11 protein-coding genes are annotated in these 22,069 nt (G+C 59.8%); 7 read left to right on the top strand and 4 right to left on the bottom strand.

The genetic code is table 11. From position 1 onward, the window contains the following. The first annotated feature begins 194 nt into the window (after positions 1–194). Positions 195–1,955, top strand: coding sequence for a DUF885 domain-containing protein (locus HMPREF2765_RS03085; RefSeq protein ID WP_049358767.1), 1,761 nt, complete (start codon positions 195–197; stop codon positions 1,953–1,955). A gap of 139 nt (positions 1,956–2,094) precedes the next feature. Here the strand turns inward: HMPREF2765_RS03085 and HMPREF2765_RS03080 are convergent, their stop codons facing one another. Both HMPREF2765_RS03080 and HMPREF2765_RS03075 read right to left on the bottom strand, forming a co-directional pair. Further along, positions 2,095–3,387 (bottom strand): glutathionylspermidine synthase family protein, encoded by a 1,293-nt coding sequence (locus tag HMPREF2765_RS03080; protein WP_070507805.1) that lies wholly within the window; start codon positions 3,385–3,387, stop codon positions 2,095–2,097. A 100-nt stretch (positions 3,388–3,487) separates the two neighbouring features. After that, positions 3,488–4,429, bottom strand: coding sequence for a hypothetical protein (locus HMPREF2765_RS03075; protein WP_070604231.1), 942 nt, complete (start codon positions 4,427–4,429; stop codon positions 3,488–3,490). Positions 4,430–4,911: 482 nt separating this feature from the next. Between HMPREF2765_RS03075 and HMPREF2765_RS03070 the strand changes: the two genes are divergently transcribed. The 4 genes from HMPREF2765_RS03070 (at position 4,912) to HMPREF2765_RS03055 (ending at position 11,225) form a co-directional block, all read left to right on the top strand. Further along, the gene (locus tag HMPREF2765_RS03070; RefSeq protein ID WP_044150697.1) at positions 4,912–6,321 is read left to right on the top strand and encodes a dicarboxylate/amino acid:cation symporter; all 1,410 of its coding nucleotides are present in this window, start codon (positions 4,912–4,914) and stop codon (positions 6,319–6,321) included. Between the two features lie 423 nt (positions 6,322–6,744). Continuing rightward, entirely contained in the window at positions 6,745–7,458 is a 714-nt protein-coding gene (locus tag HMPREF2765_RS03065) for a Maf family protein (RefSeq protein ID WP_070604230.1), read from the top strand. A 150-nt stretch (positions 7,459–7,608) separates the two neighbouring features. Next, positions 7,609–9,429: an acetyl/propionyl/methylcrotonyl-CoA carboxylase subunit alpha gene (locus tag HMPREF2765_RS03060; protein WP_070604229.1), complete on the top strand. Its 1,821-nt coding sequence runs from the start codon at positions 7,609–7,611 to the stop codon at positions 9,427–9,429. A 395-nt stretch (positions 9,430–9,824) separates the two neighbouring features. After that, a complete protein-coding gene (locus HMPREF2765_RS03055) occupies positions 9,825–11,225 on the top strand; it encodes an MFS transporter (protein WP_070604228.1) in 1,401 nt (466 codons plus the stop codon). Positions 11,226–11,368: 143 nt separating this feature from the next. On the opposite strand, the gene HMPREF2765_RS03050 is transcribed toward HMPREF2765_RS03055, so the two are convergent. Together HMPREF2765_RS03050 and mfd are read right to left on the bottom strand one after the other, a co-directional pair. After that, positions 11,369–12,787, bottom strand: a complete 1,419-nt coding sequence (locus tag HMPREF2765_RS03050; protein ID WP_070604227.1) for an NAD(P)H-quinone dehydrogenase — start codon at positions 12,785–12,787, stop codon at positions 11,369–11,371. Between the two features lie 154 nt (positions 12,788–12,941). Beyond that, positions 12,942–16,688, bottom strand: a complete 3,747-nt coding sequence (gene mfd / locus HMPREF2765_RS03045; protein ID WP_070604226.1) for a transcription-repair coupling factor — start codon at positions 16,686–16,688, stop codon at positions 12,942–12,944. Positions 16,689–17,245: 557 nt separating this feature from the next. On the opposite strand from mfd, the gene HMPREF2765_RS03040 reads away from it, so the two are divergent. Further along, positions 17,246–19,612, top strand: coding sequence for a fibrinogen-like YCDxxxxGGGW domain-containing protein (locus HMPREF2765_RS03040; protein WP_049352018.1), 2,367 nt, complete (start codon positions 17,246–17,248; stop codon positions 19,610–19,612). A 528-nt stretch (positions 19,613–20,140) separates the two neighbouring features. Next, positions 20,141–22,069 (top strand): fibrinogen-like YCDxxxxGGGW domain-containing protein (locus tag HMPREF2765_RS03035; protein ID WP_070604225.1); only part of this gene is annotated, 1,929 nt, incomplete at its 3' end.

The raw sequence follows: 22,069 nt of genomic DNA, 5'->3' as shown, positions 1-22,069 counted from the left end.
CCCGGTTTTCTCTCTCCTGCACGTTCAGGTGGGAGAAAGCCGGGGCATTTTCGCGCCTGCGCCCCGGTGAGTTGTCCACAGGTGAGCCCTTTTCGTCGTGTTCGGTGCCGCTCAGCCCGTAATATTGCCGGTTTAAGCGAGCTAAATCACCGAAAATCGTGGTTGGAGGCACACCCCTGCGTTAGGATATGAACATGAGCACTTACCAGGAACTTCCCAGCATCTACCGATTGAAGCGCTCGCTGACCGACGTCGATCAGATTGCTAACGAATACTTTGAAAAGGTCCTCGACCTGAACCCCGTCCATGCAACCGAGCTTGGTCGTAAGGGCGTAGAGACCCTGTACCCCGATTACTCGCCCGCCGGCGAGAAGGCTTTTGCGCGCCTTGCGAAGAAGACTTTGAAGAAGGTCGATAACGTCCTGCCTATTGATGACGTTGACCTGGTCACCCTGGATGCTCTGCAGGAGCGTCTGAGCCTGTACCGCAAGCAGTACAAGGCTGGTTTTGGCGGCTGGCAGCTGAACAATATTGCGTCCGTCCCGCAGGAAGTGCGCTCGGTCTTCGACCTGATGAAGCGCAACACCCAGCAGGATTGGGAGCATATTGTTGGGCGTATGCACCGCGTCACCGAGGCACTGGAGGGATACATCCAGACTCTTGAGGCGGCTCGTGAAGAGGGTAAGGTTGCCCCGCGCCGCCAGGTGGATATTGTCATTGAGCAGACCGCCGCGTACTACGCTCCCGGTGGTTTCTTTGATGATTTGGCGGCTGAGGTCGCCGAGGCTGTCCCCGCCCTGAAGGATGAGGCTGCCGCCGGTGCCGAGGCTGCGAAGGAAGGCTACCGCCGCCTCAACAGCTACCTGGTGGAGAAGCTGCAGCCGGTCGCTCCCTCCCGCGACGCTGTGGGCCGTAAGGCGTACAGCCTGCACTCCCGTTCGTTCCTGGGCACCACCATTGACCTGGACGAGACCTACGCCTGGGGCGTGAAGGAGCTGGAGAGCATTATTGCTCGTCAGCGTGAGGTTGCCGAGGAGATTGAGCCGGGCGCAAGCATTGAGCGTGCGAAGCAGCTGCTCGATGAGGATCCGGCACGTCAGCTGCACGGCACCGATGAGCTGAAGGCGTGGATGCAGAAGCTCGCCGACGCCGCGGTGGAGAACCTGGCGGATACTCACTTTGAAATTGGCGGCCCCATGCGCCGCATTGAGTGTTGCATTGCGCCCACGAACGAGGGTGGTATTTACTACACCGGCCCCTCCCCCGATTTCTCGCGTCCGGGCCGCATGTGGTGGTCGGTTCCCGAGGGTGAGGACACGTTCACTACCTGGCGTGAAACCTCCACCGTGTACCACGAGGGTGTTCCGGGCCACCACCTGCAGATTGCTATCGCCACGGCTCTGAAGGGCACCATGAACTCCTGGCGCACGAACATGCTGTGGGTTTCCGGTCACGGTGAGGGCTGGGCGCTGTACGCCGAGCGCCTCATGGAGGAACTGGGCTACCTGAAGGATCCGGGTGACCGCATGGGTATGCTGAACGCTCAGCGTATGCGCGCCGCCCGCGTGGTCTTCGATATTGGTGTTCACTGCGAGATGCCGATTCCCGCCGAGTGGGCTGAGCAGTTGGGCGTTGAGCCGGGCACCATCTGGACTTCTGAGCTGGGTTACGAGTTCTTGAAGCTGAACCTGGACGAGTCCGAGGGCCACTTGCGTTTCGAGTTCCTGCGTTACCTGGGTTGGCCGGGTCAGGCTCCGAGCTACAAGATTGGTGAGCGCCTCTGGCTGGAGTTGCGCGATCAGGCTCTGCGCCGCGGCGATGACATGCGTGCGTTCCACACGCGTGCGCTTCTGCTCGGTTCGGTGGGCCTGGATACTCTGCGTCGCGCCCTGACCGATGAGATGATGCTTCCTCTGGATACTGAGGATGACGACGATGAGGACGATGACGAGTAGCCTCTAGTCTGTTCGCTCCTCGTTGAGTGGTTTTCTAGAGTCTCTGATTAGGAGCTCTAGGGATGAAGCCCCCGCTTCAGCTTTGGCTGAGGCGGGGGCTTCGTCTTTTCGTGCGAGGTTTATCTATCGGGATTCCGGGCTATCCGAAGTTTGCGGTGCCGGGGTCGGTGGTGCCGAATCCCATGCCGGTGGAGTCGTTCAGATCCACCAGATGCGGGGCGAAGCGGCACCAGTAGTCGGTGAGCGCGCCGTTCGATTCGCGGATGCCCACGCCTACGGTGCGTCCGTCGACCACCCACACGCCGAGGATGGGGTGGCTGACCGGGTTGATAATGCCTTCGTAGCGCGGTGCCGGGATGTACTCCTGGTAGATGAATTCGCTTTCGGGGGCGTTGGCGAAGAAGTCGTCGTCTTCGGGCTTGATGAAGACGTCGTAGTCGGGGGCGTAGATTTCTACGCCGTCGCCTTCGCGTCCGAAGATGGGTTTGCGAACCCAGTTGCGCATGCCGCCGCGGTGGCCCGCGTAGGTGGGTACGAGGTTCGGGTGGCCGGGGTACTTATCCCAGAGCGCGGCAAGCAGCAGCTTATTGGAGAGGAACATCTTCCACGCCGGCTCAATCCAGCGCTGCATGGAGTCATGGTAGGCGAAGAGGAGCTTGTCGTAGCCTGCTTCGCTGTCGGTGACCAGGTCTTCCCAGGGGTAGAGCTTGAAGAGGTTGGTGATGGCGCGTCCGTAGGCGTCTTCCCAGCTCTTGGTGTCCTCGTTGAAGATGACTTCGTCGATGGGAATCATGTGGGTTTTGATGCCCGCCTGCTGCGCCGAGTAGGCGATGAGCCAGAGGTTGTTGTAGTCCTCGTTGTTCTCGTCAATCTCGGGGCTCACGTGCGCCAGGTGCAGTACGGGCTGCACGCCAGCGGCAATTTCGGCTGCGAAGATGTGGCGCCAACGGTTGGTGAAGGCTTCGCCGATTTCACCCCAGTGGGCGTAGCCGCGGGTATCGAGGCGTTGGTCTTTCGCCCAGGTTTTCTGGCTGACTGCCGCCTCCACGATGCCGGTGGGGGTGTCTGCATTGTATTCGAGCAGCTTCATCGGGTCGCCGGGCACCCCCGAGTAGGTGAAGTCGAAGCGGCCGTAGAAGTCGGCGTCGCGGCGGTTCCAGGATTCAACCGCGAGGTTGAACGCCGCCTGGGGCAACCCGAGGGTACCAAACGCACCGGAGGCAATGTACTCGACGGTTTCCAGGCACATGCGGTGCATTTCTTCCGCCTGGGCGCGCACAGAGTCCATTTCTTGCGGGCTGAAAATGTAGGCGGCGTATTCGTTCCAATAGTGGTCGGTGTCGTGGGGGCCGTCCACGCTGTAGGTGAGGCCTTCCTCAATGATGACGTTCTCCCAGTCGGGTCGGCCGACGGGAAATTCTTCACGGCGCATGAGGGGCTAGGCTCCTTCGAAGTAGTGATTGGAAAATAGTGAGGAAAATGCGGGCGGGACCGTTCAGTCCCTGCCCGCATTTAGTGTGATGGCTTATGGCTTAGCCGCCGGAGGTACCGCCACCGGACTTGGAGCCGCCACCGAAACCGCCCTTGCTGCCTGACTTCGAGGAAGAGCCAGACTTGGACGAGGAACCCGACTTAGACGAGGAACCGGACTTCGAGGACGAACCCGACTTAGAAGTGTTCGACTTGCTGTACGTTCCGGTGCTACCGCTATTGCTGGTGCCCTGCTTACCGCTGGAGACCGAGCCGGTGGTCTTATTACGCACCGAAGAGGTCTTACCGGAGTTATTGGTGCTGGTCACCTTACCCGAGGAGACGGTGGAGGACTTCTTCGCACTACGGTAGGAGTCTTCGAAACTACCGCCCTTGGAGGACACGCCGCTGTAGACGGTGCCGTTGCTGGGGCGAGTGGTGCTGCCTCCGGAGAGCTTGGTACCCACACCGGGAACCGTGGGGGTGCCGGTGGAATTCGCGGCGCTTTGGCGACCCAGGTAGTACCAGAGGAACGCATTCGACGTGTTGTGGGTGGTGGTCGAGCCAGAAGTGCCCGACGACCCAGAAGAGCCCGAGGAGCTGGAGGAACCCGACGAGTTCGAGGAGCCCGAGGAATCGCTGCTGGATGAGTCGGTCGGCTCCTGAACGCCTGCCTTCTCACATTCGCTATCTTCCACGCGCAGGCCGGTCTTCGCGTCCTGGCAGACGCGGGCGTACTCTTCGCCCTGCGACAGGAACGCGTTCTCTTCCTGGTGCATGGAGTTGTAGGCGAAGATGCCACCGCCAACCAGCAGCACGCCAGCGCCCGCTACGGCAATCATCTTGGCGATGCCGGGGCGGGTCGCGCCCAGGTTCAGGGTCTGCTGGGCAGAGGTCTGTGCGGCGCGGGTAGCAAAGTTGGCGACTGCTTCCATGCGGTTGCCGGGCTTCTTCGGGCCGTTGGGGGTGGTGGTTCCGCCGGGGTATTGGGGAGCAGAACTCATGCATCTCTCCTTGAAAGGTGGTGCGTGGCGTATTGCTCAACGCGTACATGAAGCTGAGTGGGTACAGCATCATCCGGCGACTTTCGCCGGACTATCGGTGTGATTCCAGCATATCAAGCTCTAGCTTTCGGCTTATTAGCTGACGGCAAAATCTCAGCAAGCTTCCCCGCATGTTGCGCAGTTGTTTCCTTTCTGTTTGCTTTTGCGGCAATTCCTAATTAACTATCAGCCGATTTAACCGCCTATGTGGGGGGCTGCTGGCGGCACTGGTGGCGGCGTTGCTGGTTGGGCTACTCTGCTGGTTGGGCAGCGGGGTTGGGCAGCGGGGTTGGGCTGTGTTGCTGGTTGGGCTGCGGGATGTACAGCCGAAAGGTGCCGCCGGAAGGTCACGATTCGTCACATCTGCCCTGCCCTGCGCCTGGTTGAAACACTTCTTCACACAAACTCGCGCCCGAGTGCACAAAAGTTTTAGAGTATGCCACATGTCTACACCGCATGCATCATCTCGTTCACGTCTGCCCAAGTGGGCTACTTCTTTTGGCAACCAAATCATTGCCTCCCTCATTCTGGGTATTGTTCTCGGCGCGCTCGCCCTCGCATTGGGCGGGGACGCGAAGAGCAACCCCAACTGGCTCATGGTGACCTTAGATACCATCGGCTCCTCCTACGTCACCCTGCTGAAGGCGGCTGTTGTTCCGCTGATTTTCACCGCCGTGGTCGCCTCCATCTCTAACCTGTCGCAGGTAACTAACGCGGCGCGTCTGGCGGTTAACACGCTCATCTGGTTTGCGATTACCGCGTTCTTCGCGGTGCTCATCGGTATTGCGATGGGCCTGATTGTTCAGCCGGGCGTGGGTGCGCAGGTGCAGGGTAAGGCGTACACCGGCTCGACCGGTTCGTGGACCGCGTTCCTGACCGGTCTGATTCCGGTGAACTTCCTGGGTCTGGGTGTCAGCGCTAAGTCCGGCGATTCCGGCATTACCGCCTCGGCATCCTTCAACGTGCTGCAGATCCTGGTCATTTCCGGCGCAGTCGGTATTGCCGCGCTGAAGGTCGGTGAGGCAGCCAAGCCGTTCATTGACGTAGTCAAGAGCGCTCTGGCGATTATTCAGAAGATTCTGTGGTGGATTATTCGCCTGGCACCGCTGGGTACCGTGGGTCTAATCGCTAAGGCAGTGTTCGCCTACGGTTGGGCGTCGATGGGTTCGCTGGTCGCGTTCGTCATCGCGCTCTACATTGGCCTGCTGCTGGTCTTCCTCGTGGTCTACCCGATTATTGTTCGCGCGAATGGTCTGTCGGTCCGCCAGTACTTCTCTGGCGTGTGGCCGGCGCTCCAGCTGGGCTTCGTGTCCCGCTCTTCGATGGGTTCGATGCCGATGACCCAGACCGTTGCAGAACGTAACCTGGGTGTTCCCCGCGCCTACGCGTCCTTTGCCGTTCCGCTGGGTGCAACCACTAAGATGGACGGCTGCGCTTCGGTTTACCCGGCTCTTGCCGCAATCTTTGTAGCTCAGTTCTACGGTATTCAGCTGGACTTCACCCAGTACCTGCTGATTGTGATGGTGTCCGTGCTCGGTTCGGCAGCGACCGCCGGTACGACCGGCGCTATCGTGATGCTGACCCTGACCCTTTCCACTCTGGGTCTGCCGCTGGACGGTGTGGGTCTGCTCCTGGCGATTGACCCGATCGTTGATATGGGCCGTACCGCTCTGAACGTTGCCGGTCAAGCTCTGGTTCCCGCGATTGTGGCTCGCCGCGAGGGCATCCTGGATGAGGAGCTTTACAACGCTCCCCGTTCGGAGGGCGGCTTCGTGGCTCAGGAATTCTACGATGAGCGCATCGCCGGTGAGGCGCAGCGTCTGCACGAGGTGGAGGAGACGGCACGCCGCTAATCTGGCAAGCTAATCTGGCGAAGGCTCACGCACACGGCGCTAGGCGGTACTGCTTAGCGCCGTGCAGCTTCTCTCTCTCCCCCCCCCATGCCCCCAGCATGGGCGAAGTATATTTGTCAAACGTCATAAAAACGTCACGATTGATTCTTCTTTTCTTTAATTCTTGAGAAGAGTTATGATTTTGAACGGCGTGTTCCATCTCCTACGTGGTTGAGGGGGATGGGACACGCTCTTTTTTATGCCCGCCGGTTTTATGCCTTTCGAGCTCGATGCTCCGCCCCCAGGTTACGCCCCCCAGATTAGGCCAAGGACCCGTGTTCAACGCTGACGCACCGGCGGAGGCTTCCACCCAGTGACCCTCAATCTGCACCCCAGAGTAAAACCCGAAAGTAAAACTCTCCGGCAACGCTTAAAATAGAACCCATGACTACCAGCGCTTCATCGACCCGACTGATTCTTGCCTCCGCCTCCCCGGCTCGCCGCAAGCTCCTGGAGGACTCCCGCATCGCGTTCACGGTGCGCGTCTCCTCCGTAGATGAGGACGCCGCGCTCGCTACCGCCAACGAACAGGCGCGAGCGCAGGGACGTGCGGGACTCACCCCGGCTGAAACCGCCTCCCTGCTGGCGCAGTTGAAGGCGCAGGCAGTTGCCGCTGAACTTGCCGCCGAGGGTGTGCGCGATGCGCTGGTTCTGGGATGCGATTCGGTCTTCGAGTTTGAGGGAGTCGCCTACGGCAAGCCCCACACGGCGGAGGCGGCACGCGAGCGCATCAGTGCGATGAGCGGCAACTACGGCGTACTGCATACCGGTCACGCGCTCGTGGATTTACGCGGTATTGAGCCGGGCGCCGCACTGCCTGTTGCTTCCGACCTGCCTACCGTTTCCGAACTGCGCAGCGCCACCGTCCACTTTGATGAGCTCAGCCCCGAAGAAATCGAGGCGTACATTGCTACCGGTGAGCCGCTCTGGGTGGCGGGATCCTTCACCCTGGACGGTTACGGTTCGGCGTTTATTCGCGGTATTGAGGGTGAGTTCCACACGGTGGTGGGCCTGTCCATCCACGCACTACGCGATATGCTGCGCCGCCGCGAAGTAGCGGTGACCGAGTTGTGGCTACCGCCCGAGGAAGAGAATTAGAACCAACCCACAGTATAAATCTGTCTCAAAGCGCGCCCTGAAATACACATTGTTGAACACCAATCGATAAGATAGAACAGTATGATGCGCGTTATATTCGCCAATCCTGCCGATGTATCCTTGGAGCAGGAGATTAAAGGAGAGCTTTAAGTGACTCAGCACCAGGCAGAAGCCGCCAAGAAATTTACTGCAGTCCCCGGCCGTCACACCGGCCCGGTCAGCAAGATTCTGATCGCTAACCGCGGTGAAATTGCTGTCCGCGTGATTCGCGCAGCCCGCGATGAGGGTCTGCAGACCGTCGCCGTCTACGCTGACCCGGACCGCGACGCCCAGCACGTGAAGCTTGCCGATGAAGCCTACGCTCTCGGCGGTGCCACTGCGGCGCAGTCCTACCTGGTGATGGATAAGCTCATTGAGATTGCTATCCGCTCCGGCGCTGACGCCGTGCACCCCGGTTACGGTTTCCTGTCTGAGAACGCGCAGTTCGCTCAGAAGTGCATCGACGCGGGTCTGACCTGGATTGGCCCCTCCCCCGAGTCCATTACCCAGCTGGGCGATAAGGTGGCGGCACGCCACATCGCGCAGAAGGTGGGCGCTCCCCTGGTGCCCGGCACCAAGGATCCGGTCAAGTCCGCCGATGAGGTTGTTGCCTTCGCGGATGAGCACGGTCTGCCCATTGCGGTGAAGGCCGCATTCGGTGGTGGTGGCCGCGGCATTAAGGTTGCCCGTGACCGCGAGAGCATCGTCGAGATGTACGAGTCCGCTGTTCGCGAGGCTACCGCGGCGTTCGGTCGCGGCGAGTGCTTCATCGAGCGTTTCTTGGATTCGCCCCGCCACGTTGAGACCCAGTGCCTGGCGGATGCGCACGGCAACGTTGTGGTGGTTTCCACCCGTGACTGCTCCCTGCAGCGCCGCAACCAGAAGCTCATTGAGGAGGCACCTGCCCCCTACCTGAGCGATGAGCAGAACGAGCGCCTGTATGAGGCGTCCCGCGCGATTCTGCGCGAGGCTGGCTACCAGGGTGCCGGCACCTGTGAGTTCCTGGTCGGCACCGACGGCACCATTTCCTTCCTTGAGGTCAACACTCGTCTGCAGGTGGAGCACCCCGTCTCCGAGGAGATTTCGGGTATTGACCTGGTACGTGAGCAGTTCCGTATTGCCCGCGGCGAGAAGATTGAGGAGAAGGACCCGGTTCTGCGTGGTCACTCCTTCGAGTTCCGTATTAACGGTGAGGATGCGGGCCGTTCCTTCATGCCCGCCCCCGGCACCATCGAGAAGCTGACCGTGCCCACCGGCCCCGGTGTTCGATGGGATTCTGGCTTCGTGGCTGGCGACGTTATCGGCGGCAACTTCGACTCCATGCTGGCTAAGCTCATTGTTACCGGCGCAGATCGTGAGCAGGCTCTGCAGCGTGCCCGCCGTGCCCTGGCTGAGCTGACCATTGAGGGTATGCCCACCGTCATCCCGTTCCACCGCGTCGTGCTGGATGATCCCGCCTTCGCGCCGGCTGAGGGCGGCGAGTTCAAGGTGCACACCCGCTGGATTGAGACCGAGTTCAACAACACCATCCCCATGTACTCCGGCGCGCCCGGTAGCGTGGACTCCGATGAGGACGAGCGCACCACCGTGGTCGTTGAGGTCAACGGCAAGCGTATGGAGGTGTCCCTGCCCGATCTGGGCGGTGGTGCTAAGCCTGCCGCTAAGCCCGCATCCAAGACCCGCAAGTCCCGTTCGGCACGTAGCGCGGCAAAGGGTGGCGGCGACGAGCTGACCAGCCCCATGCAGGGCACCATCGTGAAGGTTGCCGCATCTGACGGAGACACCGTCGCTGAGGGCGACCTGATTCTGGTGCTGGAGGCGATGAAGATGGAGCAGCCCATTACCGCGCATAAGGCGGGTAAGGTTTCGGATCTGTCCGCTAAGGCCGGCGATACCGTCACCTCCGGTGCGGTGCTGGCGACCATTAAGTAACGCTTCGCCTCGATACTGAGGTCTCGATACCGCGGTCTCGCGACTGCGAGCGCCATAGGCTATACGAATCCCCCGGGAGGGCATGAGGTAATGTCTCATCTCTTTCCGGGGGATTTTCTATGTCCGCTCTTGCCTGTTTAAGTGGGATTTACGCCGCTAACCCTTGTGTTCGCGTCCAGATAGTGGCTGTATTTGTTTGGGTTTTTCTGAACAGAGTTATAATGTTGCACTTTAGAGGAGCCTTTCAGAATCCGACGCCTGCCGCACCCCACCCGGTGCGGTCACGGCACCCAGTACGCGCCTACGGCACACCCGCCTCCCGCGCTGACCGGCAACGGAACACCTACCTCAGGCTCCACCTGTACACACAGTTCACCATTTCGGGAGTTTTCCTTATGAGCACCTCTGCACCCGACACGAAAGTGTCTGCTGCATCGGTGAAGAATACGACTCCTCGCAGTCGAGTTATTCTCGCCTCGCTCGTTGGTACCACCATCGAGTTCTACGATTTCTACATTTACGCCACCGCAGCAGTGGCGGTGTTCCCTGTGCTGTTCTTCCCCGCGAAGGACGCAACCACCGAGCTTCTGGCTTCCTTCGCTACCTTCGGCGTCGCATTCATCGCGCGCCCCCTCGGTTCCGTGATCTTCGGCCACTTCGGCGACAAGATCGGTCGTAAGGCTACCCTCGTCGGTGCACTGCTCACCATGGGTCTGGCAACCTTCATCATCGGTCTGCTGCCCACCTATCACCAGATTGGTCTGTGGGCACCGACCATGCTGACCATTATGCGTTTCTGCCAGGGCTTGGGCCTGGGCGGCGAATGGTCCGGTGCGGCGCTGCTCGCGAGCGAATACGCTGAGGATGGCAAGCGCGCCCGCGCCGCGATGTGGCCTCAGCTGGGTGCACCCATCGGCTTCGTGCTTGCGAACGGCTTCATGCTGTTGCTGACCAGCTGGATTACCTTCAACTCCGCAACCGACGCGAAGAACCTCGAGCACCCCTTCCTCATTTGGGGTTGGCGTATTCCGTTCCTGCTGTCCATCGTGATGGTCGCCGTTGGTCTGTACGTGCGTTTCAAGCTGGAGGAGACCCCCGTCTTCGCCAAGGCTGCCGCTAACAACGAGAAGGTGAAGACCCCGCTCGTTGAGGCGTTCAAGGTCGCTTGGTGGCCCATGATTCAGGGCACCTTCATCATGGTTGCCTGCTATGTGCTGTTCTACCTGATGACCGCTTGGGTCCTCTCCTACGGTATCGGCAAGGCGGATAAGGGCGGCCTGGCTATCCCCTACCGCGAGTTCCTGATCATTCAGCTGATCTCCATTACTGGCTTCGCGATCTTCATCCCGATCTCGGGTTGGCTAGCTGATAAGTACGGCCGCCGCACCCAGCAGCTGTGGACCACCATCGCGATGGCTGTCTTCGGTCTGTCCTTCGGTCTGTTCATCTCCCCCTCCGTTGTTGGTACCGGCGCGAACGCAAACGCCGCTGTGGTTACCCTCTTCATCTTTATCGGTATGTGCCTGATGGGTCTGTCCTTCGGTTCCATGTCCGCATACCTGCCGGAGCTGTACCCCACCAACGTGCGTTACACCGCCAGCGGTATCGCCTACAACGTGGCGTCCATCCTCGGTGCGGCGCTGACCCCGTTCGTGGCTGTGTGGCTGAACACCTCCTACGGTGTGGCTGCAGTGGGCGGCTACCTGGCATTCGCCTCGATCCTGAGTGTTGTCTTCATTCTGCTCACTCACGAAACCCGTGACGTGGACATGAACGCTGTCAGCACCACGAAGTAAAACTTCGCAGGGGCTAAGGCGTCTCTACAGCAAAGCGGTGGGGGTCGCCTCCTGAATCTAAGGAATTCAGGAGGCGACCCCCACCGCTTTTGTGCGTTTCAGAGATACCGGCTCTCTACAAGCCCAGGGTATCTATACGCGGCTTACAGGCCGCGAGTGTGCAGCTTGCGCGCAGCCTCAGCAATCGAGCCAGAGAGCGAGGGGTAAACCGTGAAGGTGTCCGCCAGGTCGTCCACCGCGAGCTTCTTCTCCACCGCCAGAGCAATGGGGTAAATCAGCTCGGAAGCACGCTGACCAACCACCACACCACCGATGACGGTGCCGGAGTGGCGGCGAGCAAAAATCTTCACGAAGCCGTCGCGCATCGCCATCATCTTCGCACGCGGGTTCGTGCTCAGCTGCAGGGTCACCGCGTCGCCACGGTAGGCGCCCTCGGCAAGGTCCTTCTCGCTCACGCCCACGGTCGCAATCTCCGGGGAGGTGAAGATGTTCGCCGCGACCTTATCGGTACGCAACGGACGCACCGCATCACCAAGGATGTGCGCCATAGCGATACGACCCTGCATCGCGGCCACGGAAGCCAGCGGGTACACGCCCGTGCAGTCACCGGCGGCGTAAATGCTGTTCACGCTCGTGCGGGACACACCGTCCACCTTAATGTGACCGCTCGGGGTCTGCTCCACACCGGCTGCTTCCAGACCCAAATCTTCAGTGTTCGGAATCGAACCAATAGCCACCAGGCAGTGAGTGCCGGACACCTTACGACCATCCGACAGGGTCACGATGACGCCGGCGCCATCCTCGGTGCGCTCAACAGCAACCGCACGGGAACGCGGCATCACTCGCACGCCGCGACGCTCGAAGACGTCCTCCAGCACGCGAGCTGCGTCCTCATCCTCACCGGGAAGCACACGGTCACGCGAAGACACCAGGGTCACCTTAGAACCCAGACCGTTATACGCCGAAGCGAACTCGGCACCGGTCACACCCGAACCAATCACAATCAGTTCCTCGGGAACCTCGGAGAGGTTGTACAGCTGAGTCCAGGTCAGGATGCGTTCGCCGTCAGGCATACCGGTCGCCATTTCACGCGGATGCGTACCCACCGACAACAGCACAAAGTCCGCGTGCAGGGGGTAGACCAGACCCGCCTCATCAGTCACCTGCACGGTGTGGCGGTCCAGGAGCTTACCGGTACCGTGAATAATCTTCACACCAGCAGAGGCCAGGGCACGCTTAATGTCGGCAGACTGCTGCTGGGCCAGGTCGCGGACTCGGCGGTTCACGCGGTCCATATCAACACGAAGCTGCGGCGCCTTACCCTTCGTGTTTTCAATGCCCAAGCTACCCGCCTCGGAGAAGCGGGTCATCATATCCGCCGTAGCGATCAGCGTCTTAGAGGGCACAACGTCAGTCAGAACGGCGGCGCCACCAATGGCGTTGCGTTCGATCAAAGTCACGTCCGCGTTGGATGCGGCAGCCACCATCGCTGCCTCATAGCCGCCGGGGCCACCACCAATAATTACAATTCGCTGAGATGCGTAGTTCACCTTTGAAGTCATGCCTTAATTGTGAGCTATGCCGCCCCTACGGGGCAAACGCACTCGCCGTGCAGATATGCCATATTGTGGCAACCTGCACGGCGAGCATCTTCATGGTTCGGCATCATGGTTCGGCCGCCCGATATGACAGGGCGACACCTACCCCTGTAGGTCTCTACTCCTCGAGAGCCTGCGGCTTCTCGGCATAAATCGAGTTGATGAACTTCTCAGCCCACTGCAGCATCGCGCCGTCCACCAGGTCCTTGCCGCCCACCGGCATGGTCTTCGGGCGCGGAACCAGCGTCAGCCAGGTGTCCATACCCTTCGGCTGGGCGTGCGTGGAGCCAGGGTACACGCGCTTCAGGCGCATCTGGCGGGACTCCGGCAGCGGCGTAGCGGTTACCACGCGAACCTTCGGACCCAACACCACCAGCTCATGAATACCGGCGGCACGGGCGTGCATACGCACCGTCGCCACGGCAAGCAGGTTCTCGACCGCCTCCGGCAACTCGCCGTAACGGTCAACCAGTTCCTCGCGTGCCTCCGCAATCTTCTCTTCGGTATCGGCGGCGGCAATCTGACGGTATGCCTGCAGGCGCAGACGCTCCGAGTCAATGTAGGTGTGCGGAATATGCGCGTTGACGGGCAGGTCAATCTTCGTTTCGACCTCGCGTTCTTCCTTCTCGCCGCGGTAGTTCGCCACCGCCTCGCCCACCAGACGCAGGTACAGGTCAAAACCGACACCGGCAATATGGCCGGACTGTTCGCCACCGAGCAGGTTGCCGGCACCGCGAATCTCCAGATCCTTCATCGCAAGCTGCAGGCCCGCACCCAGCTCGTTATGGGTCGCCACCGCCTTCAGACGCTCATGCGCAATCTCGCCGAGAGTCTTATCCACAGGGTACAGGAAGTAGGCGTAGGCGCGCTCGCGGCCACGACCCACACGTCCACGCAGCTGATGCAACTGGCTCAGACCGTAGTTCTGGGCGTGGTCGACAATGAGGGTGTTCGCGTTCGAAATATCCAGGCCGGTCTCCACGATGGTGGTGCACACCAGCACGTCAAAGCGGCGCTCCCAGAAGTCCACAATAATCTGCTCCAGGCGCGATTCACTCATGCGGCCGTGGGCGGTGGCGATGCGCGCCTCCGGCACGAGCTTGCCGATTTCCGCAGCAACATCGTCGATGTCAGCCACGCGGTTGTGCACGAAAAACACCTGCCCTTCACGCATGAGCTCGCGGCGGATTGCGGCGGTAATCTGGCTGTCGGTTCGCGGACCCACGAAGGTCAGCACAGGGTGGCGTTCCTCCGGCGCAGTCGCCAAGGTGGAGGTCTCACGAATACCGGTTAGCGACATTTCCAGGGTGCGCGGAATCGGGGTTGCGCTCATGGCCAGCACGTCCACGTTGGTGCGCATCTGCTTGAGCTTTTCCTTGTGCTCCACGCCAAAGCGTTGTTCCTCGTCAATAATGACCAGGCCCAGGTCCTTGAACACCACGCTGTCCGAGAGGATGCGGTGCGTACCAATCACCACATCCACCGCGCCGGATGCGATTTCTTCGGTAATCTGGCGGGTTTCCTTCGCCTTCTGGAAGCGGGATAGCACGCGAATCTTCACGGGGAATCCCGAGAAGCGCTCGCTAAACGTCTCGTAGTGCTGTTGCGCGAGCAGGGTCGTGGGTACGAGCACGGCAACCTGTTTGCCGTCCTGTACCGCCTTGAATGCGGCACGTACAGCGACCTCGGTTTTGCCGAAGCCCACATCGCCGGAGATGAGGCGGTCCATGGGGATTTCTTTCTCCATGTCCTCCTTCACCTCGTGGATGGCGGTGAGCTGGTCGGGAGTCTCGTTGTAGGGGAAGGATTCTTCCAGCTCTCGTTGCCAGGGGGTGTCTGGGGCGAAGGCGTGACCGCGCGATGCCTGGCGTGCCGAATAGAGTTTCACCAGGTCGGCGGCGATTTCCTTGACTGCCTTGCGAGCGCGGGACTTGGTCTTAGCCCAGTCGCTGCCGCCCATCTTGGACAGGCTCGGGTTCTCGCCACCCACGTAATTGGAGATGAGGTCCAGCTGGTCGGAGGGCACGAAGAGGCGGTCGGGTGCGCCGCCGCGCTTGGCGGGGGCGTACTCGATGACCAGGTATTCCTTCATGGGCTGCACGCCGTTGACCGGGGATGCACCAGCCACCGGGCGGGAGGTCATCTCGACGAACCTGCCGATGCCGTGGCGTTCGTGTACCACGTAGTCGCCGGGGTTCAGCGCGAGCGGGTCGACGGCGTTGCGGCGGCGGCGTGTCTTGAATTTTTGTCCGGCGGCGCCTCGGGGTGCGTAGGTTCCGCGGCGGCCGAGCAGTTCGGCTTCGGTGAAGACGGCGAGCTTCGCCTCCTCAACGAGGATGCCTGCGGAGGCGGGCGCCTCGCACACCTCGACGATGCCGTGTTCGAGTTTGCCAGCGGGGTCGGCTTCGAGGCTGGTTCGGCGGGCTGCGGGTACGGCGGGTGCCCCTTCGCCGGAGTGGAAGAGGTCGATGAGTCGGTCAGTGGAGCCGCGGCCGTTGGTGAGGGCGAGGACGGTCCACTGTTGACGGATGAGGTCGCCGACCTGGCTGAGCATGCGTTCGACGGAACCGTTGAATGCGGTTGCGGGGGTGGCGTTGACGGTGTAGGTGTCGATTCCGTCTTCGATGGCGTCGGCAATGTTCTGGTTCTGGAGCGCCCCGGCGGCGTCTTCGAGTAGGTCTGCGTCGGTGACGAGTTCGGTGATTTCCCACCAGCTGAGCTTGGCTTCGAGTGCCTGTGCGGTGGTTTGGTCGATGGTGCGGAATCCACTGTCGCTCATGCGGAGCTGGCCGAGGTCGATGGGTGCTACTGCGTCGGCTTCTGCAGAGGTGTCCCATGCTGCGGCGAGGAATTCTTCGTTGGTGGCGACGAGGTCTTCGGCGCGGGCGCGCACGCGCTCGGGTTCGACGTTAATGATCATGGACCCTGCCGGCAGCAGCTCGGTGAGGGTGTTCATGGATTCGATGAGCAGCGGGGTGAGCGATTCCATGCCTTCGACGTAGATTCCGCCGGCAATCTTCTCAAGCATGGCTGCGGCTGCCGGGTAGTCGGCTTTCAGTCGTGCGGCGCGGCTCATGACCTCGGGGGTGATGAGCAGTTCGCGGCAGGGCAACAGGGTGAGTTCGGTAAGCTCTTCTCCCCCACTGAGGGTGCGCTGGTCGGCGACGGAGAAGTGGCGCATTTCGTCGAGTTCGTCGCCGAAGAATTCGAGGCGGACGGGGGTAGTTGCGGTGGGCGGGAAGACGTCGATAATGCCGCCTCGTACGGCGTATTCGCCGCGCTTGGCAACCAGGTCTACGCGGGAGTATGCGGCATCGTTGAGGCCTCGTACTACGTCTTTGAAGGGGTATTCTTCGCCGCGAACCAGGTGTACGGGTTCAAGTTTTTCGATGCCGGTGACGATGGGCTGGATGACGGCGCGTACGGGTGCGATAACGACTTGGGGGCGTTTAGCCGCGTCCCCGGTCATGGCGCGCAGTACCTGCAGGCGGCGGCCTACGGTGTCGGAGCGCGGTGAGAGGCGTTCGTGGGGCAGGGTTTCCCAGGCGGGGAAGAGTGCAATGTCGGCGGCGGGCAGGTAGGAGCGCAGGGCTGCGGCGAGGTCTTCTGCTTGGCGGTCGGTGGGGGCGATGATGAGGCTGAGCGCTTCGGGGGTGGTTGCGCGTACGGCGGCGGAGATGTCAGCAATGAGCGCGGCGTGTGTTCCTCCGACGGCACCGATGAGGGTGCGTGCGCTACGTTCGGTGGGGTGCACGGAGGCAGCGGTGCGGATTGCGGCCCAGTTGCTGAGTTGGTTGAGGGTGTTCAGGAGGGGGTGCAGGGGTGCTTCGAGGGGCTGTGCGGTAGCTTTTCGGGTGGTGCTCACGGGTTCTCCTGAGTCTGGGGTCTTCGCTTGCGGCGGTTGAGCTGGTGGAGGGCTGCTATGGATGGTCGGTATAGGGCGGTACCGGTTTGGGGCGTCCGAGTGAATTTGCCTTTATTTCATGGTGCTTTTTGTGCGTTTTGGGGTGTTTTTTTTGCGGCTTTTCCATTGTAGGACTTGTCCGCTTTTTCTGGCATTTTTCTCTTGTATTCTCTGTGATGGAATATATTCCTTTTTGCACTCGGTTGTCGCTTTCGTGGGTGATATTTGAGTATGGTTTTCTTCCGTGTCTGTTCCTGTGCCACAACGTTCATCACATGGGGCGCAAATCACACATCCACAGACATCTTTGCACTTTGTGCACCATTATTTTCACAGCTTAATCCTGTACCCTAATCATTAACGCTTACAGAAAAACCAGACAGTATATCCCCTTCCGGATTCTGTTTACCTCTTCCAACCAACCTCAGGTTTTCAGTATTTACTGCGGTTTTTCTAGTGCGCTAAATTCACCGTATCTTTCGATGTTTCTTCCGGAACGTCGCATCAGAAAGACGCATATGACAACCACATACACGAACAAACCCACTGAAAAGCCCCATGTCCGTTCATGGTCTGCTAAAAAGTGGGCCGCTTTCGCACTCGCTTTTGGTACCGCTTTCACTGCGGCACCTCTTACTCCTACTACTCCCGCCTCGGCTGCGACCGGAACCCATGATGGTTCCAGCAGCGATAAGGCGGCTGCCTCTTGCTACGAGGTCAAGCAGGTTAATCCTTCTGCCTCCTCTGGCACTTACTGGCTGTACACCCCGCAGATGAGCGGCCCGGCGCAGTTCTACTGCGATCAGGAAACTGATGGCGGCGGCTGGGTCATGATTGGTCGCGGTCGTGAGGGTTGGACCGAGTCTTACAACGGCACCGGCGACCCGAATCAGCTGCACCAGAACCCCACCGGCCCTTCCGCTTTTACTCCGGTCCAGCTTCCCGCAAACACTGTCGATGCGCTGCTGAACGGCATTAAGCCTCAGGACCTTCCCGACGGCATGCGTCTGCACCGTGCTCACAATGCGAGGGGCACTCAGTGGCAGAACGTTTATGTTCAGCGTCCTCAGACTGAGCAGTGGACCTGGGCGATGAGCTACGGTCAGCGTTGGGGCAACGTGAAGTTCACTGGTGCCGGCATTAACCGCACCGCTCATATGGGCGGTTCTCCCTCGGAAATGGCTCCGGGTATTACCACCAGCTCGGTTCGTTTCTTCGCGAACCCGAACCAGGGCTACCAGATTGGTTTTGCGTACGGTTCGCTGGTGAACTTCGGCAATGATCGTGCCGATTCTTATATTTATAAGAAGCGCGGTTCCGCCGGTTATTCCATCCCCTTCACCCAGGTGTTCCTGCGTCCGAAGCTGACTCAGCGTGACTTGAACTTCTCGCAGATTGGTTCTGGCTCTGCCGCTAGCAACCGTCGTGCTCTGCCCAATAGCTACACGATGCCCGTTCGTTGGCGTACCAGTGAGCAGACTGGTACCGGCAAGAAGAACGAGATGAACACCTACGTTCAGGCTATTACTCAGGTGGGCGATACTGTCTTCACCGGTGGCGACTTCAAGTATGTTGAGTCTGCTGGCGGCGAGCGCGTGAACCAGTCGTACCTGGCTGGCTACAACGTGGATTCGGGTGAGCTGGTTCGTTCCTTCCGCCCGACTTTCAACGGTCAGATTAAGGCTCTGGAGGCTCTGCCGAATAACCGCCTGGCGGTTGGTGGCGAGTTCACCGAGGTTAATGGCGAGAAGGTTGATCACTTCGTCATTCTGGACGCGACCACCGGTCAGATTGACCGCACGTGGGATGTGCAGGTTCAGCGCCGTAATGGTGCTGCCGCGCAGGTGAAGACCCTGCTGGTTCAGGATGGTTACCTCTACATTGGCGGTAACTTCACCCATGTAAAGGGCAATACGTCTAAGGCGTACGCTTACTCGCGTGGTGCCGCTCGTATTAAGCTCTCGAACGGTGCGGTGGATTGGAACTGGCGCCCGAACTTTAACGGTACGGTCAACGGTATTACCGCTGCGTCCGATAACTCGACTGTTCACGCTGCGGGTTACTTCACTGAGCTGAATAACCAGCGCGCGTTCCGCCTGGCGGCGCTGAATGGTTCTAACGCTTCGAATATTAAGTGGGAGTGGGAGCCGTCGCTGAAGCTGAACATTACTGACCGCATTGTGTACGCGTTCCAGTTCGATGTTCAGGATGCTGGTTCGACCGTGTGGACTGGCGGCGCTGACCACCTGATTGCGAACTACTCGAAGAACGGTTACGGCCGTATTTCTTCGTCTATCTCTAAGTACGGTGGCGACTGGCAGGATCTGCATCTGAGCGGTAACACCATTTACGGTGCGTGCCACTGCGGTGATGTCCTCTTCGAGGGTTCTACCGGTTACCACACCTACTGGAAGGAATCGAAGGCGGTTCACCGCATGCGCCTGGTCGCGGCGTTTGATAAGGACAGCGGCGAAGTCATCGGCGAGTTCAGCCCGGTTCTGAAGGGCGCTAGCGGCTACGGTGTTTGGGAGTCCTTCGTGGATTCTCGCGGCAACCTGTGGGTTGGTGGCGACATTAACCGTTCGCTGGGTGCTAATGGTGAGCAGCGCACTGTCGGTTTTGCTCGTTTTGCTCCTCGCGATGTGACCGCCCCGTCGACTCCGTCGAATCTGTCGGTTCAGCGTGATGGCTCGACCGATAAGCTGTCTTGGTCTGGTGTTCGTGAGAGCGGTGCTCGCTACCAGGTGCTGCGTGATGACCGTGTGATTGCTACGGTCTCGGGCACCAGCTACGAGGTTGAGCATACTGATGGCGCTCGCTACTATGTGCGTTCCATCGATGCGTCTGAGAACTTCTCGGCTTCCACGGGAGCTGCTCAGGCTTAGGTCAGATTGTTGATCTAGTTTCTTTGAGCCGCCGCCTGGTTCGGGCTCTGCAGGGTTTGCGGGGTCCGGGTCAGGCGGCGGTGCACCCGGGGTGTATGCCCTCTATAGTTTTGGTTCGGTCCGGTTTTCCCAGTTTGCTATCTCTTCGCCTCTGCGGCGGCTATGATGGGTTGGGATTCATTGCGTCGGATGGGTTGCTTCCGTCCTTTCCGATGATGGGCTGAATCTTGGTCTGTGGTGTTTCTTCGCTGTTGGTACGACAGAGGAAACTTCACAGATTTTTAGCGTTCCGCTTCGTACGGGTACGGTGCCATTGTTGGCTTCGTGCGTGAGGGGTGGGGCGTATTCATTCAATTTCCGATAACTACACTCACTGATTCCGGCTACAGACTCGCTGTTAGCGCAGTTCATAACGCTTCCCCCTTACCCCGATGCCTGGTCACTATGCTGTGCCTTGTGTGGGGTGGGTGTTGCTGTGTGAATTGCAGTTTTCTGCTGTGTGCCGGTTGAGGTCTCTAGGAGAGACAAATGAATTTTCTTCCGTTCACGCGTGGAGGGCGCGCGCAGGGTGCTGCTTCCTCCGCTTCTGAGGGCTCTCGCGTAGCTTCTCGCTCCGGGTCCCGTGCTTTGGGTGCGGCGGCTGCTTCTTTTGCGATGGTTGCGGCTTCTTTGGGTCCGATTGCTTCGGGCGCGCAGGCTGCTGATGCACGCTACTATGACGGTTCGTCGAGTGAGCGCGCGGCTGCGAGCTGCTGGGAGGTTAAGCAGAATAATCCGCGTGGCAAGAGCGGCGCGTACTGGCTGTACACCCCTGCGATGAGTGCTCCTGAGCAGTTCTATTGCGATCAGGAAACTGATGGCGGCGGCTGGGTTATGATTGGCCGCGGTCGTGAGAGCTGGACTGAGAACTACTACGGTCGCGGTAATGCCGATCAGCTGTATAAGAACCCGACCGGCTTTGATGCGGTGCAGCTCTCCGGCGTGACCGTGAACGCGCTACTGAACGGTACCCGTCCGCAGGATTTGCCCGATGGCGTGCGTTTCCATCGCGCGATGAACGTTGAGGGCACTACCTGGCAGGATTTTAAGGCTCACCGTGATTCCAGTACCGAATGGACTTGGACTTTGCGTTCAAAGATGTTCTGGTCAAATATTTCGGTCAAAAACACCTGGCAGTACAGTAACCGTTATGACTACGCCAACCGTGGTCAGGTGGCTGGTAACATCTTCACCCATGATTCTGATGATTTCCGTTCCCTGAACTTCGAAGAGAAGGCATCGCAGGGCTACAAGCTGGGCTTCACCTACGGTCGCAACGCCAAGATTACATGGTGGACCGAGACCTACCTGATGAACCGTCCTTCGGCGTATATTTACCGCCCGGCGGATGATTCGACCACTCCCCTGGTATTTACTCAGATGTTCTTGCGCCCGAAGGTGACTCAGAACGATTTGGTGGCTAAGGGTCTGCATGATTATGGCCAGCAGGGCGCTGCGGCAAGTAACCGCCGCGCGCTACCCAATAGCTACTCCGAGAAGTGGAAGTGGCGTACCAGCACTGAGACCGGTACCGGCAAGAAGGGTGAGATGAACACCCAGGTTGAGGCTATCACCGAGGTCGGTGGCGCTGTCTTTACCGGTGGCGATTTCGCGTACGTTGAGTCGGCAAGCGGTGAGAAGGTTGAGCAGGCTTTCTTGGCTGGTTACGAGGTGGGTACCGGCGAGCTGCGCCGTTCCTTCCGCCCGAAGATTAACGGTCAGGTGAAGTCGGTTGAGGCTCTGCCGAACGGCCTGCTTGCTGTGGGCGGTTCTTTCGACCAGGTGAACGGAGAGTACTACAACGGTTTTGTGATTCTGGATCCGCAGACCGGTCAGGTCGCTAAGGACTGGGATATCCGCGTGGTCAGCCGCATCGCTTCCGTACCGGTACAGATTAAGACCCTGCACGTGCGTGATGGCTACCTGTACATTGGTGGATCCTTCACTCACTTGAAGGGCCAGACCTCCCCCACCTACGCGTATGCGAGGAACCTGGCTCGCATTAAGTTGAGCAACGGTGAGGTGGACTGGAACTGGCGTCCGGTCTTTAACGGCACGGTTAACGGCGTGAGCGCTTCTGAGGGCAATGCCGATGTGTACGTCGCTGGTTACTTCACCCAGCTGAATAACCAGGAGGCGTTCCGTCTCGCTCATATGCAAGGCAGTAGCACGAACCCGGTGGCTTGGCACCACCGTCCTTCATACACCCCCAAGAATGCCCAAACCTGGGATTTGAAAAACGAGCGCAGGATGTGGGGCTTCCAGTTCGATGTTCAGGATGCTGGTTCCTCCGTCTGGGTGGGTGGCACCGAGCATATGATTACCCGTTACGAGAAGAGCTCGATGCGCCGCACCGACAGCGCAATTACTCGTGAGGGTGGTGACTTCCAGGATCTGCATCTGAGCGGTAACACCATT

The organism is Rothia sp. HMSC062H08, assembly GCF_001810775.1.
Classification (GTDB): Bacteria; Actinomycetota; Actinomycetes; order Actinomycetales; family Micrococcaceae; genus Rothia.
Note: the sequence above shows the minus strand (reverse complement) of the source record. Positions and strands in the feature narration are given on the sequence as shown.

What these genes read in the sequence shown, in the direction of transcription:
- HMPREF2765_RS03085 (WP_049358767.1), top strand. Translation starts at nt 195, where the DNA reads ATGAGCACTTACCAGGAACTTCCCAGCATCTACCGATTGAAGCGCTCG.
- HMPREF2765_RS03080 (WP_070507805.1), bottom strand. Translation starts at nt 3,387, where the DNA reads ATGCGCCGTGAAGAATTTCCCGTCGGCCGACCCGACTGGGAGAACGTC.
- HMPREF2765_RS03075 (WP_070604231.1), bottom strand. Translation starts at nt 4,429, where the DNA reads ATGAGTTCTGCTCCCCAATACCCCGGCGGAACCACCACCCCCAACGGC.
- HMPREF2765_RS03070 (WP_044150697.1), top strand. Translation starts at nt 4,912, where the DNA reads ATGTCTACACCGCATGCATCATCTCGTTCACGTCTGCCCAAGTGGGCT.
- HMPREF2765_RS03065 (WP_070604230.1), top strand. Translation starts at nt 6,745, where the DNA reads ATGACTACCAGCGCTTCATCGACCCGACTGATTCTTGCCTCCGCCTCC.
- HMPREF2765_RS03055 (WP_070604228.1), top strand. Translation starts at nt 9,825, where the DNA reads ATGAGCACCTCTGCACCCGACACGAAAGTGTCTGCTGCATCGGTGAAG.
- HMPREF2765_RS03050 (WP_070604227.1), bottom strand. Translation starts at nt 12,787, where the DNA reads ATGACTTCAAAGGTGAACTACGCATCTCAGCGAATTGTAATTATTGGT.
- HMPREF2765_RS03040 (WP_049352018.1), top strand. Translation starts at nt 17,246, where the DNA reads ATGACAACCACATACACGAACAAACCCACTGAAAAGCCCCATGTCCGT.